This window comes from Sphingomonas metalli (genome assembly GCF_014641735.1).
In the GTDB taxonomy this organism is placed as follows: Bacteria; Pseudomonadota; Alphaproteobacteria; order Sphingomonadales; family Sphingomonadaceae; genus Sphingomonas; species Sphingomonas metalli.
Genome location: NZ_BMIH01000002.1, coordinates 813,103 through 832,227 on the forward strand (window position 1 = coordinate 813,103; position 19,125 = coordinate 832,227).

General features: G+C 71.5%; 15 protein-coding genes. 11 read left to right on the forward strand and 4 right to left on the reverse strand.

Features of this window, described 5'->3' with window-relative positions; all coding sequences use genetic code 11:
- Window positions 1–153 precede the first annotated feature (153 nt).
- On the reverse strand, window positions 154–981 hold the full coding sequence (locus IEX18_RS09840) for an alpha/beta fold hydrolase (protein ID WP_188658562.1): 828 nt from the start codon (window positions 979–981) through the stop codon (window positions 154–156).
- A 385-nt stretch (window positions 982–1,366) separates the two neighbouring features.
- The gene (locus tag IEX18_RS09845) at window positions 1,367–2,104 is read right to left on the reverse strand and encodes a Crp/Fnr family transcriptional regulator (protein WP_188658563.1); all 738 of its coding nucleotides are present in this window, start codon (window positions 2,102–2,104) and stop codon (window positions 1,367–1,369) included.
- Between the two features lie 224 nt (window positions 2,105–2,328).
- Between IEX18_RS09845 and IEX18_RS09850 the strand changes: the two genes are divergently transcribed.
- Window positions 2,329–2,538, forward strand: coding sequence for a DUF4287 domain-containing protein (locus IEX18_RS09850; protein WP_188658564.1), 210 nt, complete (start codon window positions 2,329–2,331; stop codon window positions 2,536–2,538).
- 64 nt (window positions 2,539–2,602) lie between these two features.
- On the opposite strand, the gene IEX18_RS09855 is transcribed toward IEX18_RS09850, so the two are convergent.
- Together IEX18_RS09855 and IEX18_RS09860 are read right to left on the reverse strand one after the other, a co-directional pair.
- A complete protein-coding gene (locus tag IEX18_RS09855) occupies window positions 2,603–3,019 on the reverse strand; it encodes a cupin domain-containing protein (protein WP_188658565.1) in 417 nt (138 codons plus the stop codon).
- A 64-nt stretch (window positions 3,020–3,083) separates the two neighbouring features.
- Window positions 3,084–6,248, reverse strand: coding sequence for a TRCF domain-containing protein (locus IEX18_RS09860; protein WP_229664486.1), 3,165 nt, complete (start codon window positions 6,246–6,248; stop codon window positions 3,084–3,086).
- A 208-nt stretch (window positions 6,249–6,456) separates the two neighbouring features.
- On the opposite strand from IEX18_RS09860, the gene IEX18_RS09865 reads away from it, so the two are divergent.
- From IEX18_RS09865 to IEX18_RS09910, 10 genes are all read left to right on the forward strand, one after another.
- Window positions 6,457–6,729, forward strand: coding sequence for a PadR family transcriptional regulator (locus IEX18_RS09865; RefSeq protein ID WP_188658686.1), 273 nt, complete (start codon window positions 6,457–6,459; stop codon window positions 6,727–6,729).
- The gene (locus IEX18_RS09870) at window positions 6,726–7,373 is read left to right on the forward strand and encodes a hypothetical protein (RefSeq protein WP_188658566.1); all 648 of its coding nucleotides are present in this window, start codon (window positions 6,726–6,728) and stop codon (window positions 7,371–7,373) included. Before IEX18_RS09865 ends, IEX18_RS09870 begins: the two co-directional genes overlap by 4 nt.
- A gap of 112 nt (window positions 7,374–7,485) precedes the next feature.
- Window positions 7,486–9,069: an alpha/beta hydrolase gene (locus IEX18_RS09875; protein WP_188658567.1), complete on the forward strand. Its 1,584-nt coding sequence runs from the start codon at window positions 7,486–7,488 to the stop codon at window positions 9,067–9,069.
- A gap of 154 nt (window positions 9,070–9,223) precedes the next feature.
- A complete protein-coding gene (locus IEX18_RS09880) occupies window positions 9,224–9,760 on the forward strand; it encodes an MAPEG family protein (protein WP_188658568.1) in 537 nt (178 codons plus the stop codon).
- Between the two features lie 274 nt (window positions 9,761–10,034).
- Complete coding sequence (locus IEX18_RS09885) at window positions 10,035–11,543, forward strand: FAD-dependent monooxygenase (RefSeq protein ID WP_188658569.1); 1,509 nt, start codon at window positions 10,035–10,037, stop codon at window positions 11,541–11,543.
- A gap of 236 nt (window positions 11,544–11,779) precedes the next feature.
- Entirely contained in the window at window positions 11,780–15,352 is a 3,573-nt protein-coding gene (locus IEX18_RS09890) for a hydantoinase B/oxoprolinase family protein (protein WP_188658570.1), read from the forward strand.
- The gene (locus IEX18_RS09895) at window positions 15,352–16,005 is read left to right on the forward strand and encodes a DUF969 domain-containing protein (protein ID WP_188658571.1); all 654 of its coding nucleotides are present in this window, start codon (window positions 15,352–15,354) and stop codon (window positions 16,003–16,005) included. The genes IEX18_RS09890 and IEX18_RS09895 overlap by 1 nt, the downstream gene beginning before the upstream one ends.
- A complete protein-coding gene (locus IEX18_RS09900; RefSeq protein WP_188658572.1) occupies window positions 16,002–16,901 on the forward strand; it encodes a 5-oxoproline transporter, DUF979 family subunit in 900 nt (299 codons plus the stop codon). Before IEX18_RS09895 ends, IEX18_RS09900 begins: the two co-directional genes overlap by 4 nt.
- Window positions 16,898–17,908 carry a DUF2891 domain-containing protein gene (locus IEX18_RS09905; protein ID WP_188658573.1) on the forward strand — a complete coding sequence of 337 codons (1,011 nt, stop codon included), beginning with the start codon at window positions 16,898–16,900 and terminating at the stop codon, window positions 17,906–17,908. The genes IEX18_RS09900 and IEX18_RS09905 overlap by 4 nt, the downstream gene beginning before the upstream one ends.
- Window positions 17,909–18,205: 297 nt before the next feature.
- Window positions 18,206–19,120, forward strand: a complete 915-nt coding sequence (locus tag IEX18_RS09910) for a hypothetical protein (protein WP_188658574.1) — start codon at window positions 18,206–18,208, stop codon at window positions 19,118–19,120.
- Window positions 19,121–19,125: the final 5 nt, after the last annotated feature.

A 19,125-nucleotide genomic window follows, 5' to 3' on the forward strand; every position in this document is an offset into this window, starting at 1 on the left:
AGTTTCCGAAGAAAACCATGTATTTACAGCAACTTGATTTGCATCATCCAGTTTTCGCCGGCGCGCCCCGCCGCCCTGTCATGGAGCGATGATCAGGCTGGAGCCGCCGATATCCCGCCATGGCGCAGGGCGGCGAGCCATGGCGGGCGCGGCTCAGCCGCGGATGAAGGCGAGGAGGTCGGCGTTGATCCGGTCGGCATGGGTCGTCGGCATGCCGTGCGGATAGCCCGGATAGGATTTCAGCACCGCGTCCCGGACGATCGTCGCCGAGACCTTGCCCGTCGTGGCGAAGGGCACGACCTGGTCGTCCTCGCCGTGCATCACCAGCGTCGGCACGGCGATCGCCTTCAGGTCCTCGGTGAAGTCGGTCTCGGAAAAGGCCTTGATGCCCAGCGTGTGCGCCAGCACGCTGCCCTGCATGCCCTGCCGCCACCAGTTGCGGCGGACCCCTTCCTTCACCTCGGCGCCGTCGCGATTATAGCCGAAGAAGGGCAGGGTGAAGTCGTAGAAGAATTGCGCGCGGTTGGTGGCGGTCTGATGGCGGACGTCGTCGAACACCGCGATCCGCACCCCGTCGGGATTGGCATCGGTACGGACCATGATCGGTGCGACGGCGCTGACCAGCACCGCCTTGGCGACCCGGCCCGGCCTGGCGCGGGCGACATAGCGCGCCACCTCGCCCCCGCCGGTCGAATGACCGACATGGACCGCATCGCGATGGTCGAGCGCGTCGGTCAGCGCGATCACGTCGGCGACATAGCTGTCCATGTCGTGCCCGCCCGCCGACTGGGAGGAGCGGCCATGACCGCGCCGGTCGTGCGCCACCACGCGATAGCCTTCCCCCAGGAAGAACATCATCTGCGCGTCCCAGTCGTCGGCGCTGAGCGGCCAGCCATGGTGGAAATGGATGACCGGCGCATCGCGCGGCCCCCAGTCCTTGTAGAAGATCTCGGTTCCGTCGGTCGTGCTGATATACGGCATGGCCTGTCTCCCTCGTGATGATGGTACGCGGGTACACCGGGACGCAGGCCGGCCGACGCGATGCGCCGGCCGTCGTCCCGATCCGATCATAGCCCGTCCGGTGGCTGAAGCTGCATCCTTTTCAGCGGCTTGCCCGCACAACCCCACGCCCTGCCGACGGTCGCCGGAGGCCGATCACGCCTTCCCGGCCCGTCGCCCCCGCGCCGGCCAAGGCGGTCAGGCGGCTCCGGCGCCGCGCCACGACGTCGTGCCTGCGGGCTGGAGCAAGATGATCTCGCTTTGACGCGCGCCCGACCGTTCGCCCTGAGCGCAGTCGAAGGGCCTGAGACCTGACCGAGCTTTGACGTCGCTCAGCACGAACGGGGCAATGTGAGGTCACCCAGCTCTATCGCGCGGCGGGCAGCCACTCGGGCTGGAAGCTCGGCTGGCGCGCCTTGAGCGGCGACAGCTGCCGCAGTCCGTCGAGGTCGAGCAGCCGCACCCGGTGCCCCTGCGCCCCCTCGCGCGCGATCAGCCACGCCTCCTCCAGGCTGCGGATCGTGCGGTTCACATGCACTCCCGTCAGGCCGAGCAGGTCGCCGATCACCTCCTGCGTGATCGGCAGGTCGAACGTGTCGTCGCGGACCAGGCCGATCGGCATCAGCCGCGCGTGCAGGTCGAGGAGGAGCCGCGCCAGCTGTTCCTTGGCGGAGGCGTTGCCGGTCACCGCCAGCACGTCCATCAGTGCCAGCCGCTCCATCTGGATGGCCATGGTGAACAGCGCCGCAAGGCGCGGCTCCGCCGCGAACAGCGCACCATAGCGCGCAAAGGGAACGAAGGCCGTGACCGCCTCGGTCAACGCGGTCAGCGTGTCGGCCGAGGTCGGCAGCACCATGCTCGGCGTGCCCAGCATGTCGCCCGGCAGGTGCAGCTTCTGGATCAGGCGGTTGCCGTTGCGCAGCGTGAGCGACGAGGCGACCCAGCCGCTGATCAGAAGGTGGAAGCCCTTGGTCGGCTCGCCTTCGCGCTGGAAGGTCTCGCCGCGACGCCGCAGCGATTCCGGATTGCCGAGGGCCAGCAGCGCCTGCTCCTCCTGCGGGGTCAGATCCGCCAGCGCCCGAAAGCGATGGATCGGGTAGGCCATTTCGATCTCCTTGATGCGCGCGGGCATCGATGCACGGCCGGGCATCTAGGGCGGGACCGACATTGTTCTCAACCGTACCGACGCTGATGCATGTTGGGGTCCGGGCACAGAAAGCCGAACGATATCGACATCTTGGCGGCAAAGCCTGAAGATCGACGCGGGACGCGTGCACGGAATGGGCGGTCGCCGGCCGCTGCAACTCCCCCCTATCGAAGGAGACGATCGTGACCGATGCCCCCATCAAAGGCCCGGCCTCCTATTTCCCCTCAATCGAAAAGACCTATGGCCGTCCTATCGCCGAATGGCAGGCGCTGATCCGCGCGCGGCTGCCGGCAAAGCACATGGCGCTGGTGACGATGCTCAAGCAGGACCATGGGCTGGGCCATGGCCACGCCAATGCGCTGGTCGCGCACGTGCTGGCCGAAAAGGACTGAACCGCCCGCCGCCTGGGGCGGGCGGCGATCGCGGCACGGGCCTGCCCGCGCCGCGACCCGCGGCTCAATGGCCGACCGCGCCCTTGATCGCGTCGGCCGCCTTGCCGAGCAGGCCTTTCTCGGCCTCCTCTGCCTCTTCCTTGGTGCGGAATGCCGCGCCCTCGGGCTCGGCCGGCGGCGCGTAGACCGAGAAGAGCTTGAGCGGGGCACTGCCCTTGTTGACGATATTGTGCTCCGATCCCTTGGGGACGATCACCATATGGTTGGGCCCCGCCTTGGTGCCGTGGCCGTCGATCGTCACCTGCGCATCGCCCGCGACGATGAAGGTGGTCTGGTCGGCGGGATGCGTCTCGAACCCGATTTCCTCGCCCGCCGGGATGCTCATCAGCACCACTTGCACCTTGGCGTCGCGATAGACTTCCTTCTGCCACAGCTCGTTGCGGGTCGCGAGCTCGATCATGTCCTTGTTGAAGATGGCCATTCCATTGTCCTTCCGGTCGGTCCGCCGGGTGAACGTCGGACGCGGCGATCGGATGCGCGTCCGCTCACTTCGCGGCGAGGCCGGCGACCAGCTCGGCCACCCGGTCGACGCGCAACAGCGGATCCTCGATCCGCTCGGGCAGCAGCAGGCGGCCGTTCTTCTCGACCAGCCCCGCCGCCGCCGCATCGCCCGCGAAGTCGCGCCGCGGCGTGAGGGCGATCGCGCCGGGACCCGCATCGATCCTGTCGATGCGGGCGGCGCGGGCATCGGCACGGATGCGGGCCAGCGCCACGAGCGCGGCGGCGGGCGCGGGCAGTGCCCCGAAACGATCCTCCAGCTCCCCGGCAAAGGCGTCGATGTCGTAGCCGTCGGCGAGCCGCGCGAGGCGTGCGTAGAGCGTCACGCGCAGCTCGTCGTCGGGGATCCAGTCGTCGGGCAGGCGCCCCTCGACGCCGAGGTGCAGCGCGGGCGTCCAGCGCTCGACATCCTGGCCGCGGGCGGCGCGCACCGCGCTTTCGAGGAGATGCTGGTAGAAGTCGGCGCCGATCAGCTTCATGTGCCCGGCCTGCGCCTCGCCGAGCAGGTCGCCCGCACCGCGCAGGTCGAGGTCGCGGCCGGCGATCTGGAAGCCGGCCCCCAGCCGGTCGAACGCCTCGAGGGTTCGCAGCCGCTTCAGGGTGCGCGGCGCGATCGCGTGCTGGGGATCGGTGAGCAACAGCACCTGGCCGCGCCGACTGCCCCGCCCGACCCGGCCGCGAAGCTGGTGGAGCTGGCTGAGGCCGAAGCGATCCGCGCGCCAGATCACCATCGTGTTGGCGCGGGGCACGTCCAGCCCCGCCTCGATGATATTGGTCGCGAGCAGCACGTCGCCGTCGCCGCCGCCGAAGCGGACCATGGCCTTGTCGATCTCGGCGGCCGGCATCTTGCCGTGCGCTTCCAGCAGCGCGAGTTCGGGGATGAGCGCGCGCAGCCGGTCGCCGACCGGACCCATGTCCTCGATCCGCGGCACGACCACGAAGCTCTGGCCGCCGCGGCTCTTCTCGCGCAGCAGCGCGGTCCGCACCACCTGCGGATCGAACGCGCCGACCTGGGTGCGGATCGGCTGCCGGCGCGCGGGCGGCGTCGCGATCACGGACAGCTGCTGCAACCCGACCAGCGCGTGCTGGAGCGTCCGCGGGATCGGCGTCGCCGACAGGGTGAGCACGTGCCCGGCGCCGAGGTCGCGCAGCCGCGCCTTGTCGGCGGCGCCGAAGCGCTGTTCCTCGTCGATGATCGACAGGCCCAGATCGGCATAGACGACGTCCTTGCCCGCGACCGCGGCGGTGCCGACCACCACGCCGATGCTGCCGTCCTTCAGCCCGGCCTTGACCCGCTTCTTCTCGGCCGGGGTCGACAGGCGCGACAGGCCGGCGACGGCGATGCCGGTACCCTCGAACCGCGCCACGAAGGTCTCGATATGCTGGCGGGCGAGCACCGTGGTCGGCGCCGCGACCGCGACCTGCCTGCCGGCGAGCGCCGCGATGGCCGCGGCCCGCAGCGCCACCTCGGTCTTGCCATAACCGACATCGCCGACGACCAGCCGCTCCATCGGCTTGCCGGCGGCGAGATCGTCGCGCACCGCCGCGATGGCGCGGGCCTGATCCGGGGTCTCGGTATAGGCGAAGCCGGCGGCGAACCGCTCATAGGCGGCGGTGTCGGCGACCAGCGCCGGCGCGGTGCGGGTCTCGCGTTCGGCGGCGAGGTCGGTCAGGGCGCGGGCGCTCTGCGCGATCGCGGCCTCGATCTCGCCGCGGCGCTTCTGCCAGCTCGATCCGTCGAGCTTGTCGAGCGTGACGGCGTCGGCATCCGCGCCGTAGCGCCAGATCCGGTCGGCCTCAGCGGTGGGGACGCGGCGCAGCGTGTCGCCGGCGTAGCGCAGCTGGATCGCCTCGCCGCCATCGCCCGCGTCGCCGGCCGGCATCGCGGCCAGCCCGGCGACGACGCCGATGCCATGATCCTCGTGCACGACGACGTCGCCGATGCGGATCTCGCCCAGGCCGAACGAGGCCGCCGCGCCGCTGCCGGGGGCCGCATCGTCGCGCTCGGCACGGCTGCCGAGCAGGTCGGCCGCGGCAATCGCCAGCACGCCCTCGCGCCGGAAGCCGCGTTCGGCCGGCATGGCCAGGGCGGAGACGCTGCCGGGCTCGCCGGCCCGCACGGCGGCCCAGCTGGCGACGGGCGTCACCGCCTGACCGAGCATCGCGGCGAGGCGGCGGGCGAGGAAGCGGAGATCGCGCTCGCTCCCGAGGAGGACGATCCGCTCCCCGGCGGCGGCGGCCTCGCGCACGGCGGCCGTCAGCGCGCGCGCGAGCGCGCGGCGCTCGACGAAGCGGGGCGGCGGCGTGCCGATGCGGGCGAGGTCCAGCCGACGCCGCCCGGCCAGCGCCTCGTCCCAGCGGGAGGGATCGACGATGTCGCGCGCGGCGCGCCTGGGGCGGCGCCGCGCCGCGTCGGCGGCAAGCGCGAGGAAGCGGTGGCGGCGATCCTCCGCCCCCCGGGTGATCGACAGCGCGGCGCCGGGCAGATGGTCGAGCAGGGTCGTGCCGTCCTCGACAGGCGGCTCGGCGACGCGGCCGATCTCGCGGCGGCGCTCGTCGGCGACGGTCAGCTGGGTGACGGGATCGTAGCTGCGCAGCTGGGCGACGCGGCCCTCGCTCGCCTCGATCCGCAAGGGCCGCTCGGCATCCGCCGGGAACACGTCCAGCACCGCGCCGCGCAGGGCGACCTCCCCCGGCTCGTCGACCCGCTCGTCCGCCAGATAGCCGATCGCGACGAGCTGGTCGAAGAGCGCGGAAAGATCGACCGGCGCGTCCGCGGCGACGCAGGGCGGCTCGGCATCGAAGGCGTCCGGCGCGGCACAGGTCCGGGCGAGCGCCTCGCCCGTGACGACCAGCGCGATGCGGGGCCGCGCCTTGCGCCCCAGCAGCGTCCGAAGCCGGCGCAGGGCGGCGACCCGCGCGCCGACATTCGCCGGAGAGGCGGGCGAATCGTCACCGGGCAGGGCATCGCTGCCGGGGCAATAAAGCACCGCCGCGTCCGGACAGGCGGCGGCCAGCGCCTGCGCGACTCCCGCCGCCCGCGCCTCGTCGGCGGCCGCGAAGACGAGGTCGCCGTCCGCCAGCGCCTCTGCCAGCGCCGCGGCCGTCTCGCCGATGCCCAGATCCTGCGCGGGTGCGAGAGGCGCCGTCAATTCACGCGCAGGAGCGGCAACAGTCACAGGCAAGTTCCGGTAACAGAATGGAAAAGGGCGCAACGGGCGGTGTGCCGGACCCGTTCCCCTCCCCGATCGGAGGCAAGGCCGCCGCGCGGCCGCCGCGCACGAGCCTCATCGCCCTTGACCATTAAATCTACATATGTTGTATGAGCTCATGGCTCGTAACCGGCGACCGTCCAAGCAGATGCTGGCGCTGCTTCGCGCGCTTCATGCCGCTGCGCCGGAGTGGAGCCACGGCTACGATCTGATGAGGTCGACCGGGATCCTGTCCGGCACGCTCTACCCGCTGCTGATGCGAATGAGCGATCAGGGGCTGGTCGAGGCGGAGTGGCGGGCGCCCGAGCAGCCCGGACGGCCCGCACGGCATGCCTATCGTCTGACGGCGGCCGGCCTTGCACTGGCGAGGGCGGCCGCGGAGGCTCGGGACATGCCGGACAGCAAGGCACTGCCGGCATGATCGTCACCCTGTCCCGCATCCTCGTGACGCTGGCGGCTCGGTCGCTCGGCTCCCGAAGGCGCGGATGGGCGGCGGCGATGGAAGGCGAACTCGACGCCGCGATCGAGGACGGGCGCCCGCTGGCCTTCGCGCTCGGCTGCCTGTTCGCCGCGTGGCGGACGCTCGCTGCCGAGCGCGAGGGACGCGCCATACTCGCCGCCCATGCCTTGGCGTTCGGCTTCATCCTGCCAGCGGCGGCGGTCTCGCTGCTGAGCGCCTGGTACGGCTTCCCCTATCTCGGCGTCGGCCGTGCGGGCCTGCGCGGGCTGGTGACAGGCACCAGCGAGCGGCTGCCGCTGCTCAACGCCGGTAACTGGTGCGCCGCGCCGCCGCTGACGTTGCTGGTGCTCGCGCTGGCGGTGGGGCAGATCGCGCTCGCCTGGTTCCTGCTCGAGCGCGACTGGACCCGCGCGCATGCCGTCGGCCGCTGCAACGCCGCCGCGCTGACCAGCCTGGCCTGCGTGACCGCGCTGCTCGCGCTCGACATCAGGCCGATGCTGCTGCCCCTGATGGCTCTCGTGACGGAGACACTCGCCGTGATGGCGCTCGCGCAGGAATCCCGCCACGCCGGCGAGGACGTGCTCGCCGAGGTGCCCGACGGCTAGCGGCCGGGCGAAGACAGCCACGCCTCCGCATAAACTACCCGGCCGGGCGCATCGGCCGGATCGGGCGGCCGCGCCCGGACCTCCGCCACGTTTCAACGAGAAGGAACCGTCCATGATCGTCTCGGCCAACCATCATGCCTCGTTCTTCGCGCTGCTGGCCCTGCTGCCCGCGCCCGTCCTCGCGCAATCCTCGGCGATCGAGGTGGGGCGCTGGCAGCCCTATGGCGCACGATCCACCTATCAGCGGGACGCCCGCGTGCCCGGCGACGGTGCGCTGCGCATCGAACCGCGACGCGCAGCGGGCGAGGTCTGGTCTAGCGGCGCCGGGCTGGTGATCCCCGACCCCCTGCGCGCGGGCGAGCACGTCTCGGCGGTCTTCTGGGCACGCGCCGAGCGGCCGGTCCGGGTTACAGCCACCATGAACGGCGCCGCGCCCGCCTATACCGCGCTGACGGTCAGCCCCATCGACCTCACGCCCGGCTGGCGGCGCTACACGATCACCGGCCTGGCGCCGAAAGACCTGCCTGCACGGTCCCAGTCCCTCACGGTGCAAACCGGCCAGGCGGCGGTGGCGGTATCGCTCGGTCCGGTCGCCTTCCTGCCGGGCGAGCCCGACGCAGCGTCCGTGCGGAACGCCTTCGCCGGCTTCCGCGCGCGCTCCGTCGCGCACGACGTGCGGATATCCTCCGATCCGGGCGTGGTGCTGGCCGGCACGCTTCGCACGCCGACGGGCCACGGCACCGGCCCCTTTGCGCTCGCGATCCTGATCCAGGGACATGGCCCCAACGGGCGGGGCGGCTATGGCAGCCTGTCAGACCGGCTGCTGGCGGACGGCATCGCCACGCTGGAGTATGACAAGCGCGGCATCGGCGCCTCGACCGGCGTCTATGAGGAGGACATCGCCGCGCTGACCCGCGACGCCAGGGCCTGGGTTACCGCCATGCGCCGGCGACCGCAGATCGACGGTCGCCGGATCGCTCTGGTCGGTCACAGCCAGGGCGGCGTCATCGCGCCGGCAGTCGCGGCCTCCGACCCGATGATCAAGGCGGTGGTCACGCTGGCGGGATCGGTCGGGGACGGTCTGCCCTATCTCCGGCGGGCGATCCACAATCAGATGATCGCCGCCGGCCTGGCGGAAGCGGTCGTCGCGCCCGTCGTGGACGCCGCAGGCACATTGCTTCAGGCGCGATCGGACGGCGAGGATGCCGAGACGATCGCCCGGCTACGCGCGGCGTTGACCGACCGGTTCGTGGCAGCAGGCTTCTCGCGGCCCCGAGCGGAGGCGGCGCTGTCGATGATCGACGTCAGGGAAGCGTGGCGGGCGGAAGAGATGCGCTCCGCCTCCGATCTGCGCGCGTTGCAAATACCGGTTCTCGCGGTGTTCGGCTCCAAAGACCCGCTCGTGATCGCATCCGACGAGGCTCCCGAGGCCCGGCGCGCACTGGCCGGCAACCCCCGGGCGAAGGTGGTGGTACTGGAAGGGCTCAGCCACTGGTTCCAGGAGGGTGCGCAGACGGGCGGCGCGGAAGAAGTGCCGAAGCTCGGGGCCAATCTGGGCTCGCCCAGAGCGGTGTCGCTGGCCGGCGACTGGTTGCGCGCCGTGCTCGCACCGGCCCGCGGCAATCATGTGCGGGCAACCAGCGGGGCCGGTCGGAAGTTTCCTGCCGTGGCGACACTGGATCGTCGGGATCGGTGAAGACCGGTCCCTCACGACGGCGTCGCACCGGGTCCTGCAACGATGGCGCGTCCGGAGTGCCTCGCCCAAATCCATCCACGAGCGGTGGCGGGATCGGGTCGGCGGGGCTGGCGCCCGGGCGATCCATCCGGGGCGTCGGTCGGAAGGAAGTCGGATGCCCTCCTCGAAGAGCTTTCCCCAGGAACAGCGCGGCGTCGCGTTCGGCATGGCGGCGGCCTTGTGCGTCACCCTTCTGGTCTCGGCGCTGTGCCTGTACCGGGGTGCCGCGACGACGCTTTCGCCGAGCGAGCGCCTGATCATCACGGCGAAGGCGGACGTGATCGTCATGGTCTGGCTCGCGGCGACGATCGCGAACGTCGCTCGGTTGCGCTTCTTTTCGCCCGATGACATCGCCGGCAGCGGTGCAGGGGTCGCCACGCCGCAGGTGGAGCGCGCCAGGGCGATCCTGCAGAACACGCTCGAGCAGGTGGTGTTCGCCCTTCCCGTCCACATGTCTCTCGCGTTGCTGGTCGCGTCGTCGGTGCCGCTGACCCTCGCGCTCGCGGCGCTCTTCGCGACGGGGCGCCTCCTCTTCTGGATCGGCTATGCACGGGACGCGCAGGCGCGGGCCTTTGGCTTCGCCCTGACCTTCTATCCGACCGTGGCCGGGCTGCTCGTCCTGGTGGTCGAGAGCGTGAAGCAGTCCTTGTAGGGACCCGGCGACCGGGATCGGCCGCGCGGCATCGCGGACCGATCATAGAGGATATTCCCCGGGCGCTCGGCATCGGCTATGACGGCGCCGTCGGAAAAGGCAGGCTTGGTCTGGTCAGCCCAAGCCCTTCCGGTAACGGAAGCTCTGGTCTTCGGCCTCGGCCAGGATCCCCACGACGAACAGCGGACGCCGATCCCGGCGTCCCGTCGTTCGTCCGCGAGGGTGCCTGGATGGGGAACGCTCCGGTCGAACATTCGACTGAAGGAGCCTCGCCATGTCACCCGATCATCGTTCCACTTACGACGTCATCATCGCCGGCGCCGGGCCGGTCGGCCTCTTCCTCGCGTGCGAACTCGGACAGGCCGGCCGCCGTGTGCTGGTACTTGAGCAAGGCGATGCCGAGGCCTCCTCGCTGAAGCAGCTGCCGTTCGGGCTGCGCGGGCTGAACCTGTCGACGATGGAAAGCCTGGATCGCCGCGACCTGCTCGCACCGCTGCGGGCCCGCATGGAAGCAAGCGATGTGGCGGCCAGCGCGCCCTGGGTGGCCGGCGCGCGGCGTCCCGCCGGGCATTTCGCCGGCCTCCAGTTCTTCCGCGACATGGTGGACGAGGATGCGTGGCCATGGCGCGCGGGGGGCGCGACCGAGATGCTCGCCGTCACCATGGCGGATCTCGAGCACGTCCTGGCGGTGCGCGCGCGCCAGCTGGGCGTCACGATCCGCCACGGCTGCGGCGTCGCTCGCGTGGCGGTGTCGCTCGACGGCGTCCAAGTCGAGGCCGGTGGCGTGACGCACCAGGCGGGCTGGCTGGTCGGCTGCGACGGCGGTCGCAGCACCGTGCGCAAGGCGGCAGGGATCGGCTTCGCCGGCACCGAGCCGGAATTCACCGGCTACTCGATGGCGCTGCGCCTCGGCGAACCCAATCCGCTGCACCCCGGCCGCCAGCATGGCGCCGCGGGCATGTATACCTACGCGCCGCCGGGCATCGTCACCCTGGTCGACTTCGATGGCGGCGCGAACCACCGCAAGGCGCCGCTGACGCGCGATCCCGTGCAGGCAGTGCTGCGGCGTGTCTCCGGCACCGACGTCGTGGTGGAGGCGGTGGACCTCGCCACGACATGGACCGACCGTGCGTTTCTCGCGGCCCGCTACCGCCAGGGGCGCGTGCTTCTTGCCGGCGACGCCGCGCACGTCCACGCACCGCTCGGCGGACAGGGCCTCAACCTGGGCATCGGCGATGCGATGAACCTGGGATGGAAACTCGCCGCCGTCCTTCGCGGCGAAGAGCCGCCGTCGCTGCTCGACAGCTACGAGCAGGAACGCCGCCCCGTGGCGGAGCAGGTGCTCGACTGGTCGCGCGCGCAGGTCGCGCTGCTGCGCCCGGATCCCGGCGCGGCGGCGTTGCGGAACGTGGTGCGCGATCTGCTGAACACGCGCGACGGCGCGACCTACTTTGCCGGACGCGTATGGGGGGCCGGGCTGCGCTACGGGACGCTCGCCGCCATCCATCCTCTCGCCGGCCGGAGCGCCCCCGACATGATGCTCGCGGACGGCCGGAGGCTCGATGAGGCGCTGCGCAGCGGCCGGGCCCTGCTGGTCGACTTCGATCCCGCCGGTCCGCTGGCGGCGACCGCCCGCCCGTCCACCCGTATCGACTACGTCATCGCCGGGTCCCGCCTCGATCCCGGGATCGACGCGCTGCTCGTTCGCCCCGACGGCATCGTCGCCTGGGCGGGCCCGACCGGCGACGACGCGCACGGTACCGGGTCCGTGCCGCACGCCTGAATGCTCGCGCCGGCAACGCCGCTGGCACCGGGCTCGTCGCGGCATCGGCAACACCGTGCCAGCGCGTTCGCATCCTCGCCCCGCGTCGACACGTGGAACTGGTCTGTGCACTGTTTTTCTGGCGGGGCATTCCATTCCTAGCGGACGCGTCTCGCGTTGCCGCCACGAGGTGACCGGATGGCGTGGCGGAGCCGTATCGATCGACAACCGCGGGAAGCGCTGCGATACCGACGACCATGGCCTCGCCCGCGCCCCGTCCGTCTCCGCTTCGACGCATCGCGATCGACCGGGGAGGGACCTTCACCGACGTGGTGGCCGAGCGGGCCGACGGCACGGTCGAGGTCGTCAAGCTGCTCTCGGTCGATCCCGGACGCTATGACGATGCCGCGGTCGAGGCGGTACGGCGGCTGTCGGGCGTGGGCGACGGAACGCTGCCCCCGATCGACGTCCGCATCGGCACAACGGTGGCGACCAACGCGCTGCTCGAACGGCGCGGCGAGCCGACGCTGCTGGCGATCACCCGCGGCTTCGGCGACGCGCTGGCGATCGGATACCAGGATCGGCCCGACATCTTCGCGCGCGCGATCCGCAAGTCCCCGCCGCTGCCCGCGCAGGTGGTCGAGATCGACGAGCGCGTCGACGTCGACGGCACCGTGCTGCGGCCACTCGACCTGGCGGCAGCGGAGGCCCGCTTCCGCGCCGCCTACGATGCCGGCTTGCGCAGCGTCGCCATCGTCCTGATGCACGGCTGGCGACACACCGCGCACGAGGCGGCGCTCGCCGACCTCGCGGTGGCGGTCGGCTTCACCCAGGTCTCCGCCAGCCACCGCGTCTCGCCGCTCGTTCGCTTCGTCGCACGTGGCGACACGACAACGGCGGACGCGTATCTGTCGCCGGTGCTCCGCCGCTATGTCGACGGGCTGGAGGCGGCGTTCGGCGGCGCGCCGTTGTTCATGCAGTCGTCGGGCGGACTCGCCGTGGCGCGCGCGGTCAGCGGCAAGGACGCGCTGCTCTCCGGTCCCGCCGGCGGCATCGTCGGCATGGCCGCCGCCGCGACGAATGCGGGTGTCGGGCGGGTCATCGGCTTCGACATGGGGGGCACCTCGACCGACGTGTCGCTATGGGCGGGCGGCTTCGAGCGGCGGCAGGAGGCGGTGATCGGCGGCACGCGCGTGTCGGCGCCGATGCTCCGGATCGACACGGTAGCGGCCGGCGGCGGCTCGATCTGCCGCTTCGACGGCGGGCGGTTCGTCGTCGGACCGGAGTCGGCCGGAGCCGACCCGGGCCCCGCCTGCTACCGGCGCGGCGGGCCGCTGACGGTGACCGACTGCAACCTGCTGCTCGGCAAGATCGTCCCCGGCCATTTTCCCGCGGTGTTCGGTCCCGATCGCGACCGGCCGCTCGACCGCGACGCGGCGCGGGTTCGGCTCGACGCCCTCCTCGACGAGGTGGAGGCGGCGACCGGCATCCGCCCCGATCCGCTCGCGGCGGCGGAGGGGCTGATCGCGATCGCGGTCGCGGGAATGGCGAACGCGATCAAGGCGGTATCGGTCGCGCGCGGCCACGATCCCGCGACCTATGCGCTGATGAGCTTCGGCGGCGCGGGCGGACAGCATGCCTGCCTCGTCGCCGACGCGCTCGGCATGACCGAGGTGCTGGTCGACCCTCTCTCGGGCGTCCTGTCCGCATGGGGGATCGCGCTCGCCGACCGGCGCGCGGTACGCCAGCGCAGCGTGGGCGCCCCGCTGGATGACGGACACTGGCACACCGCGCTCGACGAGCTCGTAGCCGAGGCGCGCGGCGATCTGGGTGCGGCGGCAGCGATCGAGGCGACCGCGACGCTGCGTTACGCGCGCACCGACCAGGGGATCGACGTCGCCGTCGCCGAGCCCGCGGCGATGGCGGCGGCGTTCGCGGCGGCGCACCGCGAACGGTTCGGCTTCGAGAGCGACGACACGCTGATGGTGGAGCGGTTGCAGGTCGAGGCGGTGCTCGCCACCCGGCCGCTCGCCCCCGCCGCGGTGACGGCCGCATCCGGGGCTGCCGAAATGGTCGAGATGGCGATGGCCGGCGTCCGCCACGACGCACCGCTTCATCGCCGCGCGGCGCTCGCGCCGGGCGTCCGCATCGAAGGACCGGCCTTGATCGTCGACGCGACCACGACCGTCGCGGTGGAACCGGGCTGGTCGGCAACCGTCCTCGCCGACGGGACGCTGCGGATCGTCCGCACGATCCCGCGCGCCGCGACGGGCGCGGCGGACGCGTCGGTCGATCCCGTGCGCCTCGCGATCTTCGCCGGGCTCTTCATGGGGCTGGCCGAGGAGATGGGTTCGGCGCTCCAACGGAGCGCCATGTCGGTCAATATCCGCGAGCGGCTCGACTTCTCGTGCGCGATCTTCGATGCGGCCGGCCACCTCATCGCCAACGCGCCGCACATTCCGGTCCATCTCGGCTCGATGGGCGACTGCGTCCGCCACCTGATCGCGAGTCGCTCCGCCGACGGGCGCGGGATGCGACCGGGCGACGCCTATGCGGTCAACGACCCGTATCGCGGCGGCACCCATCTGCCCGACATCACCGTCGTCCAGCCGGTATTCGCGGAGCACGGCGACGCGCCCGCCTTCTTCGTCGCCGCGCGCGGCCACCACGCCGACATCGGCGGGACCAGCCCCGGCTCGATGCCGGCCGATAGCCGCACCCTCCACGACGAGGGGATCGTCCTCGACGACGTGCTGGTCCTGGCGGAGGGGCGGTTGCGCAATGCCGAACTGCGCGCGCTCTTCGCCGGCGGCCCCCATCCGGCGCGCAATGTCGAGCAGAACATGGCCGACCTCGCCGCGCAGCTCGCCGCCTGCGCGCGCGGCGCGGCAGGACTGGAGCGGCTGATCGCCGAGCAGGGGGCGGACGTCGTCTCTGCCTATATGGAGCACGTCCAGGCGCACGCCGAAACGCTCGCGCGCCGCGTCGTCCGCTCGCTCGGCGACGGCGCTTTCGCCTATCCGACCGACGACGGCGCGACCGTCCGCGTCGCGGTGCACGTCGATCGCGACGCGGGAGCGATGACCGTCGACTTCACCGGCACCAGCGATCAGCGCCCCGGCAACACCAACGCACCGCTCGCCGTCACCCGCGCTGCCGTGCTCTACGTGCTCCGCACGCTGGTGGGCGAGGACACGCCGCTGAACGACGGCTTCCTGCGTCCGGTGACGCTGATCGTGCCCAAAGGGTCGATGCTCAACCCGCGCTTCCCCGCCGCGGTGGTCGCCGGCAATGTCGAGACCAGCCAGGTCGTCACCGACGCGTTGATGGGCGCGCTCGGCGCGATGGCCGCAAGCCAGGGAACGATGAACAACTTCACGTTCGGCGATCCGCGACGCCAATATTACGAGACGATTGCCGGCGGCGCGGGCGCTGGCGACGGCTTCGCGGGCGCGAGCGCGGTGCAGACGCACATGACCAACAGCCGCCTGACCGATCCCGAGATCCTGGAGACGCGCTTCCCCGTCCTGCTCGAGGAATTCTCGATCCGCCGCGGGTCGGGTGGCGCCGGCGCGTGGACCGGCGGCGACGGCGCGACGCGGCGGGTCCGCTTCCTCGCGCCGATGCGCGCCAACATCCTGTCGAATCACCGCCGCGTCGCGCCGTTCGGGCTGGCGGGCGGCGGCGACGGCGCGGTGGGGGCCAACCGGATCGAGCGCGCCGACGGCCGTGTCGAGCCCCTGGGAGCGGTCGCCTCGGCCGACATGGCCCCCGGCGACGTCTTCGTGATCGAGACGCCGGGCGGCGGCGGCTACGGAGTTGCGCGCTGATGCTCGTCCTGTCCGGCGTCGCGATCATCGCGCTCGGCTTCCTGTTGCGGTTCAACCCGCTGCTCGTGATCGTCGTCGCGGCGCTGGTGACGGGGCTCGCGGCGGGGCTCGATCCGCTCGCCGTGCTGGCGCGCTTCGGGCACGCGTTCAACGAGACCCGCTACGTCACGGCGATCTACATGGTGCTGCCGGTGATCGGACTGCTCGAACGCGCCGGGCTGCAGGCGCGGGCGCGATCACTCGTGGCGGGGTTGAAGGGACTGACGGCCGGGCGGTTCCTGACGGGCTACCTGCTCTTCCGGCAGCTCTCCGCCGCGCTCGGCCTCACCGCCATCGCCGGTCCCGCGCAGACCGTCCGTCCGCTCGTCGCGCCGATGGCCGAGGCCGCCGCCGACGTTCAGGACAGGGGCGATGCCGAGCGCGTCCGCGCGCTGGCCGCCGCCACCGACAATGTCGGGCTGTTCTTCGGCGAGGACATCTTCATCGCGATCGGATCGATCCTGCTGATGAAGGGCGTGCTCGACGGCTACGGCATCCATATCGAACCGTTCCACCTGTCGGTATGGGCGATTCCGACCGCGATCGCGGCCTTCCTGATCCACGGCTTCCGGCTCTGGCGGCTCGACCGGCGGCGGGCACGGGCGGCGCGATGATCGGGATCGGCTTCGTCTACTGCGTCGCGGGCAGCTTCTTCGCGACCTGCGCGATCCTCGGTCTGGCCGACCGGCGCTGGGCCAACACGCTGTTCCACGGCCTGCTCGCCACCTCCTTCTTCGCAGGCGACCGGATCGGCGACCTCAGCAACGGCGTGCTGGTGCTGGCGCTGGTCGCGATCGCCACCTCCGGGCGGATGCGGCGCGGCGAGACGGCCGAGGCGGCGGCACCGCACGGCCCGCTTCTCGCACTGGCGCTGGTCATCCCCGCCGTGGCGCTCGGGGGCACCTTCCTCTTCAAGCAGATGCCGGCGCTGGTCGACTCCAGGCAGGCGACGCTCATCGCGCTCGCCACGGGCGTGCTCCTCGCGCTCGCGCTCTGCTGGGCGGTGCTGCGCCGGACGCCCCTCGAAGGCGTTCGCGCCGGCCGACGGCTGCTCGACGAGATCGGCTGGGCGGCGGTGATGCCGCAGCTCCTCGCCAGCCTCGGCGCGGTGTTCGCGCTGGCGGGGGTCGGCGAGGTCGTCGGCGGGCTGGTCGGCCAGGCGATCCCGGCGGGCAGCGTGCTCGGTGCGGCGATCGCCTACGGGCTTGGCATGGCGCTGTTCACGATCGTGATGGGAAACGCGTTCGCCGCCTTCCCGGTGATGGCGGCGGCGGTCGGCATCCCGCTCCTCGTCCGGCAATATGGAGGCGACCCCGCACCGGTCGCGGCGATCGGGATGCTCGCGGGCTTCTGCGGAACGCTGCTGACGCCGATGGCGGCGAACTTCAACATCGTCCCCGCCGCCCTGCTCGAGCTCGAGGACCGCTACGGCGTGATCCGGGCGCAGGTGGCGACGGCGCTGCCGCTCCTCCTGTTCAACATCCTGCTCCTCTGGTGGGTTGTACGATGACGACGCTGACCCCCGACCTCGCCGCCCGCTTCGCGCGGATCACGCTCGATCATATCGGTCGCGAATACCCCTATAAGCTCGACCAGATCCTGACCGGACCCGGCGACCTGCTGGCGCCTGCCGCACTCCACCCGATCTTCCACGGCAGCTTCGACTGGCACAGCTGCGTTCACGGCTGGTGGCAGCTGCTGACGATCGCCCGCCTCTGCCCCGACCTGCCGGAGGCGGCCGCGATCACGGCGCGCGCCGGTGCCATGCTGACCCCGGCGCGGGTCGCGGGCGAGCTCGCCTATCTCGACCGACCGATGACCGCCGGGTTCGAGCGGCCGTACGGCTGGGCCTGGCTGCTCGCGCTCCACGCCGAGGCGGCGCGCCACGCCGCGCCGTGGGGCGAGGCGCTCGCGCCGCTCGCCGCCGCTTTCGCGAGCCGCTTCGCCGCCTACCTCCCCAAATTGACCTACCCTGTGCGTACCGGCGTCCACAGCAACACCGCCTTCGCGCTCGTCCTCACCCGCGACTGGGCGATCGAACACGACCCGATGCTCGCCGTGCAGATCGATGCGCGCGCACGCGAATGGTTCGGCGGCGATCACGGCTGCCAGGCATGGGAGCCTTCGGGCGACGACTTCCTGTCGCCGACCCTGATCGAGGCGTTGCTCATGAGCCGGGTGCTGCCTCAGGCGGACTATGCCGGCTGGTTCGACACCTTCCTCCCCGCTCTCGCCCGGCGCGAGCCGGCGACGCTGTTCACGCCCGCCGCCGTATCTGACCGCAGCGATGGCAAGATCGCGCACCTGGACGGCCTCAATCTCAGCCGCGCCTGGTGCTGGCGCGGGATCGTCGAGGCGCTGGACGCCTCGCACCCCTGTACCGCCGCGATGAGGGATGCCGCCGATCGTCATCTCGCCTCGAGCCTGCCGCATCTCGACGACGACTATATGGGATCGCACTGGCTGGCGACGTTCGCGCTGCTTGCAGCGATCGCCGGCGATCCGACCAGGAATTGATGGTCCGCCGCCGCTGGCGTCGAATGCGCGTCCGCTGCCTCCCGGGCTTCGCGGATACGGGCCGTCTGGAGCTGGATGACCTCACATCGACCCGTTGGTGCCGAGCGACGTCGAAGCACAGGTGAGTCTCACGCCCCTCGACTGCGCTCAGGGCGAGGGCGGCACGCGCCGCACCAAAGTCCAGACCCATGATCCCCGACCCATATAGTCTTCGCCTGTTAGACGCGGACCTGACCGGTCGCTAAAACGCGGGAGGCCGATCGGCTTCCTTCCGTGCACAGGGTCTTCGCAGAACACATGCTCAACACTGCCGTCGCCGTCGCGCTGATGCTGGCCACCGGTTCCACTCCCGCACCATCGCCACCCGCTGCCGTAACGCTGGCCGCAGCGTCCGCCAGCCTGGCCGGTAGACCGCAATGCGTCGCATTCACCTGGCTGCCCAACGAGAAGGGGTCGCCACGTGGTGGAATCAGCGTGCCGGTCCGCATCAACGGACGGGACCTCCCGCTGCAACTCGACACCGGCGCCAATGTGACCAGCCTCTACGGCGGCTTCCCGATCACGGCCGGCTGGGCGGCGAAGGGCAGCGAGACGTTCCGCGCAAGGACGTTCGAGCTGGCGGGTACGACGCTCGACCGCGCGCAGGTCTATCTCAACCCCGACATGGAGGAAGACGCCACCTTGCGCGGCACGCTCGGGCTGCCGGCGCTGATGGGTCGCATCGCCGTCATCGACTATCCGGAGCAGCGTTTCTGCCTCTTTGCCGAACCCGACCTTCCCGCCCCGATCCAGCAGGCGAGATACGTCCGCGCGATGCTCCGCAACGCCAAGTTCCACGTCCCGATCCGGACGGGGGCGTTCACAAGCGACACGATCGTCTTCGACACCGGATCGAGCGAGATGCCGCTCCACGTCGATCTCGCCGCCTGGAAACGCATCACCGGGCGCGCGGCCACGGCCGGAGCCCCGGCCACGATCCAGGGGACGGCATGGGGCAAGCCCTTCACCCTCGCGGGCGCGCCGGCCGCGACACCCGTGATGGTCGGCGAGCTGCCACTCGGGACGATTTCCGTGTTCACCAACCCCGACGCGCCGGAGAGTTTCGCGGACTGGCCGGTGCCGACCGATGGCGTGCTCGGCAATGCAGCGCTGTGGGACGGTATCGTGATCCTCGATCTCACCGCGCGCATGCGGTTCGGCGTGATCCGATGATGGGG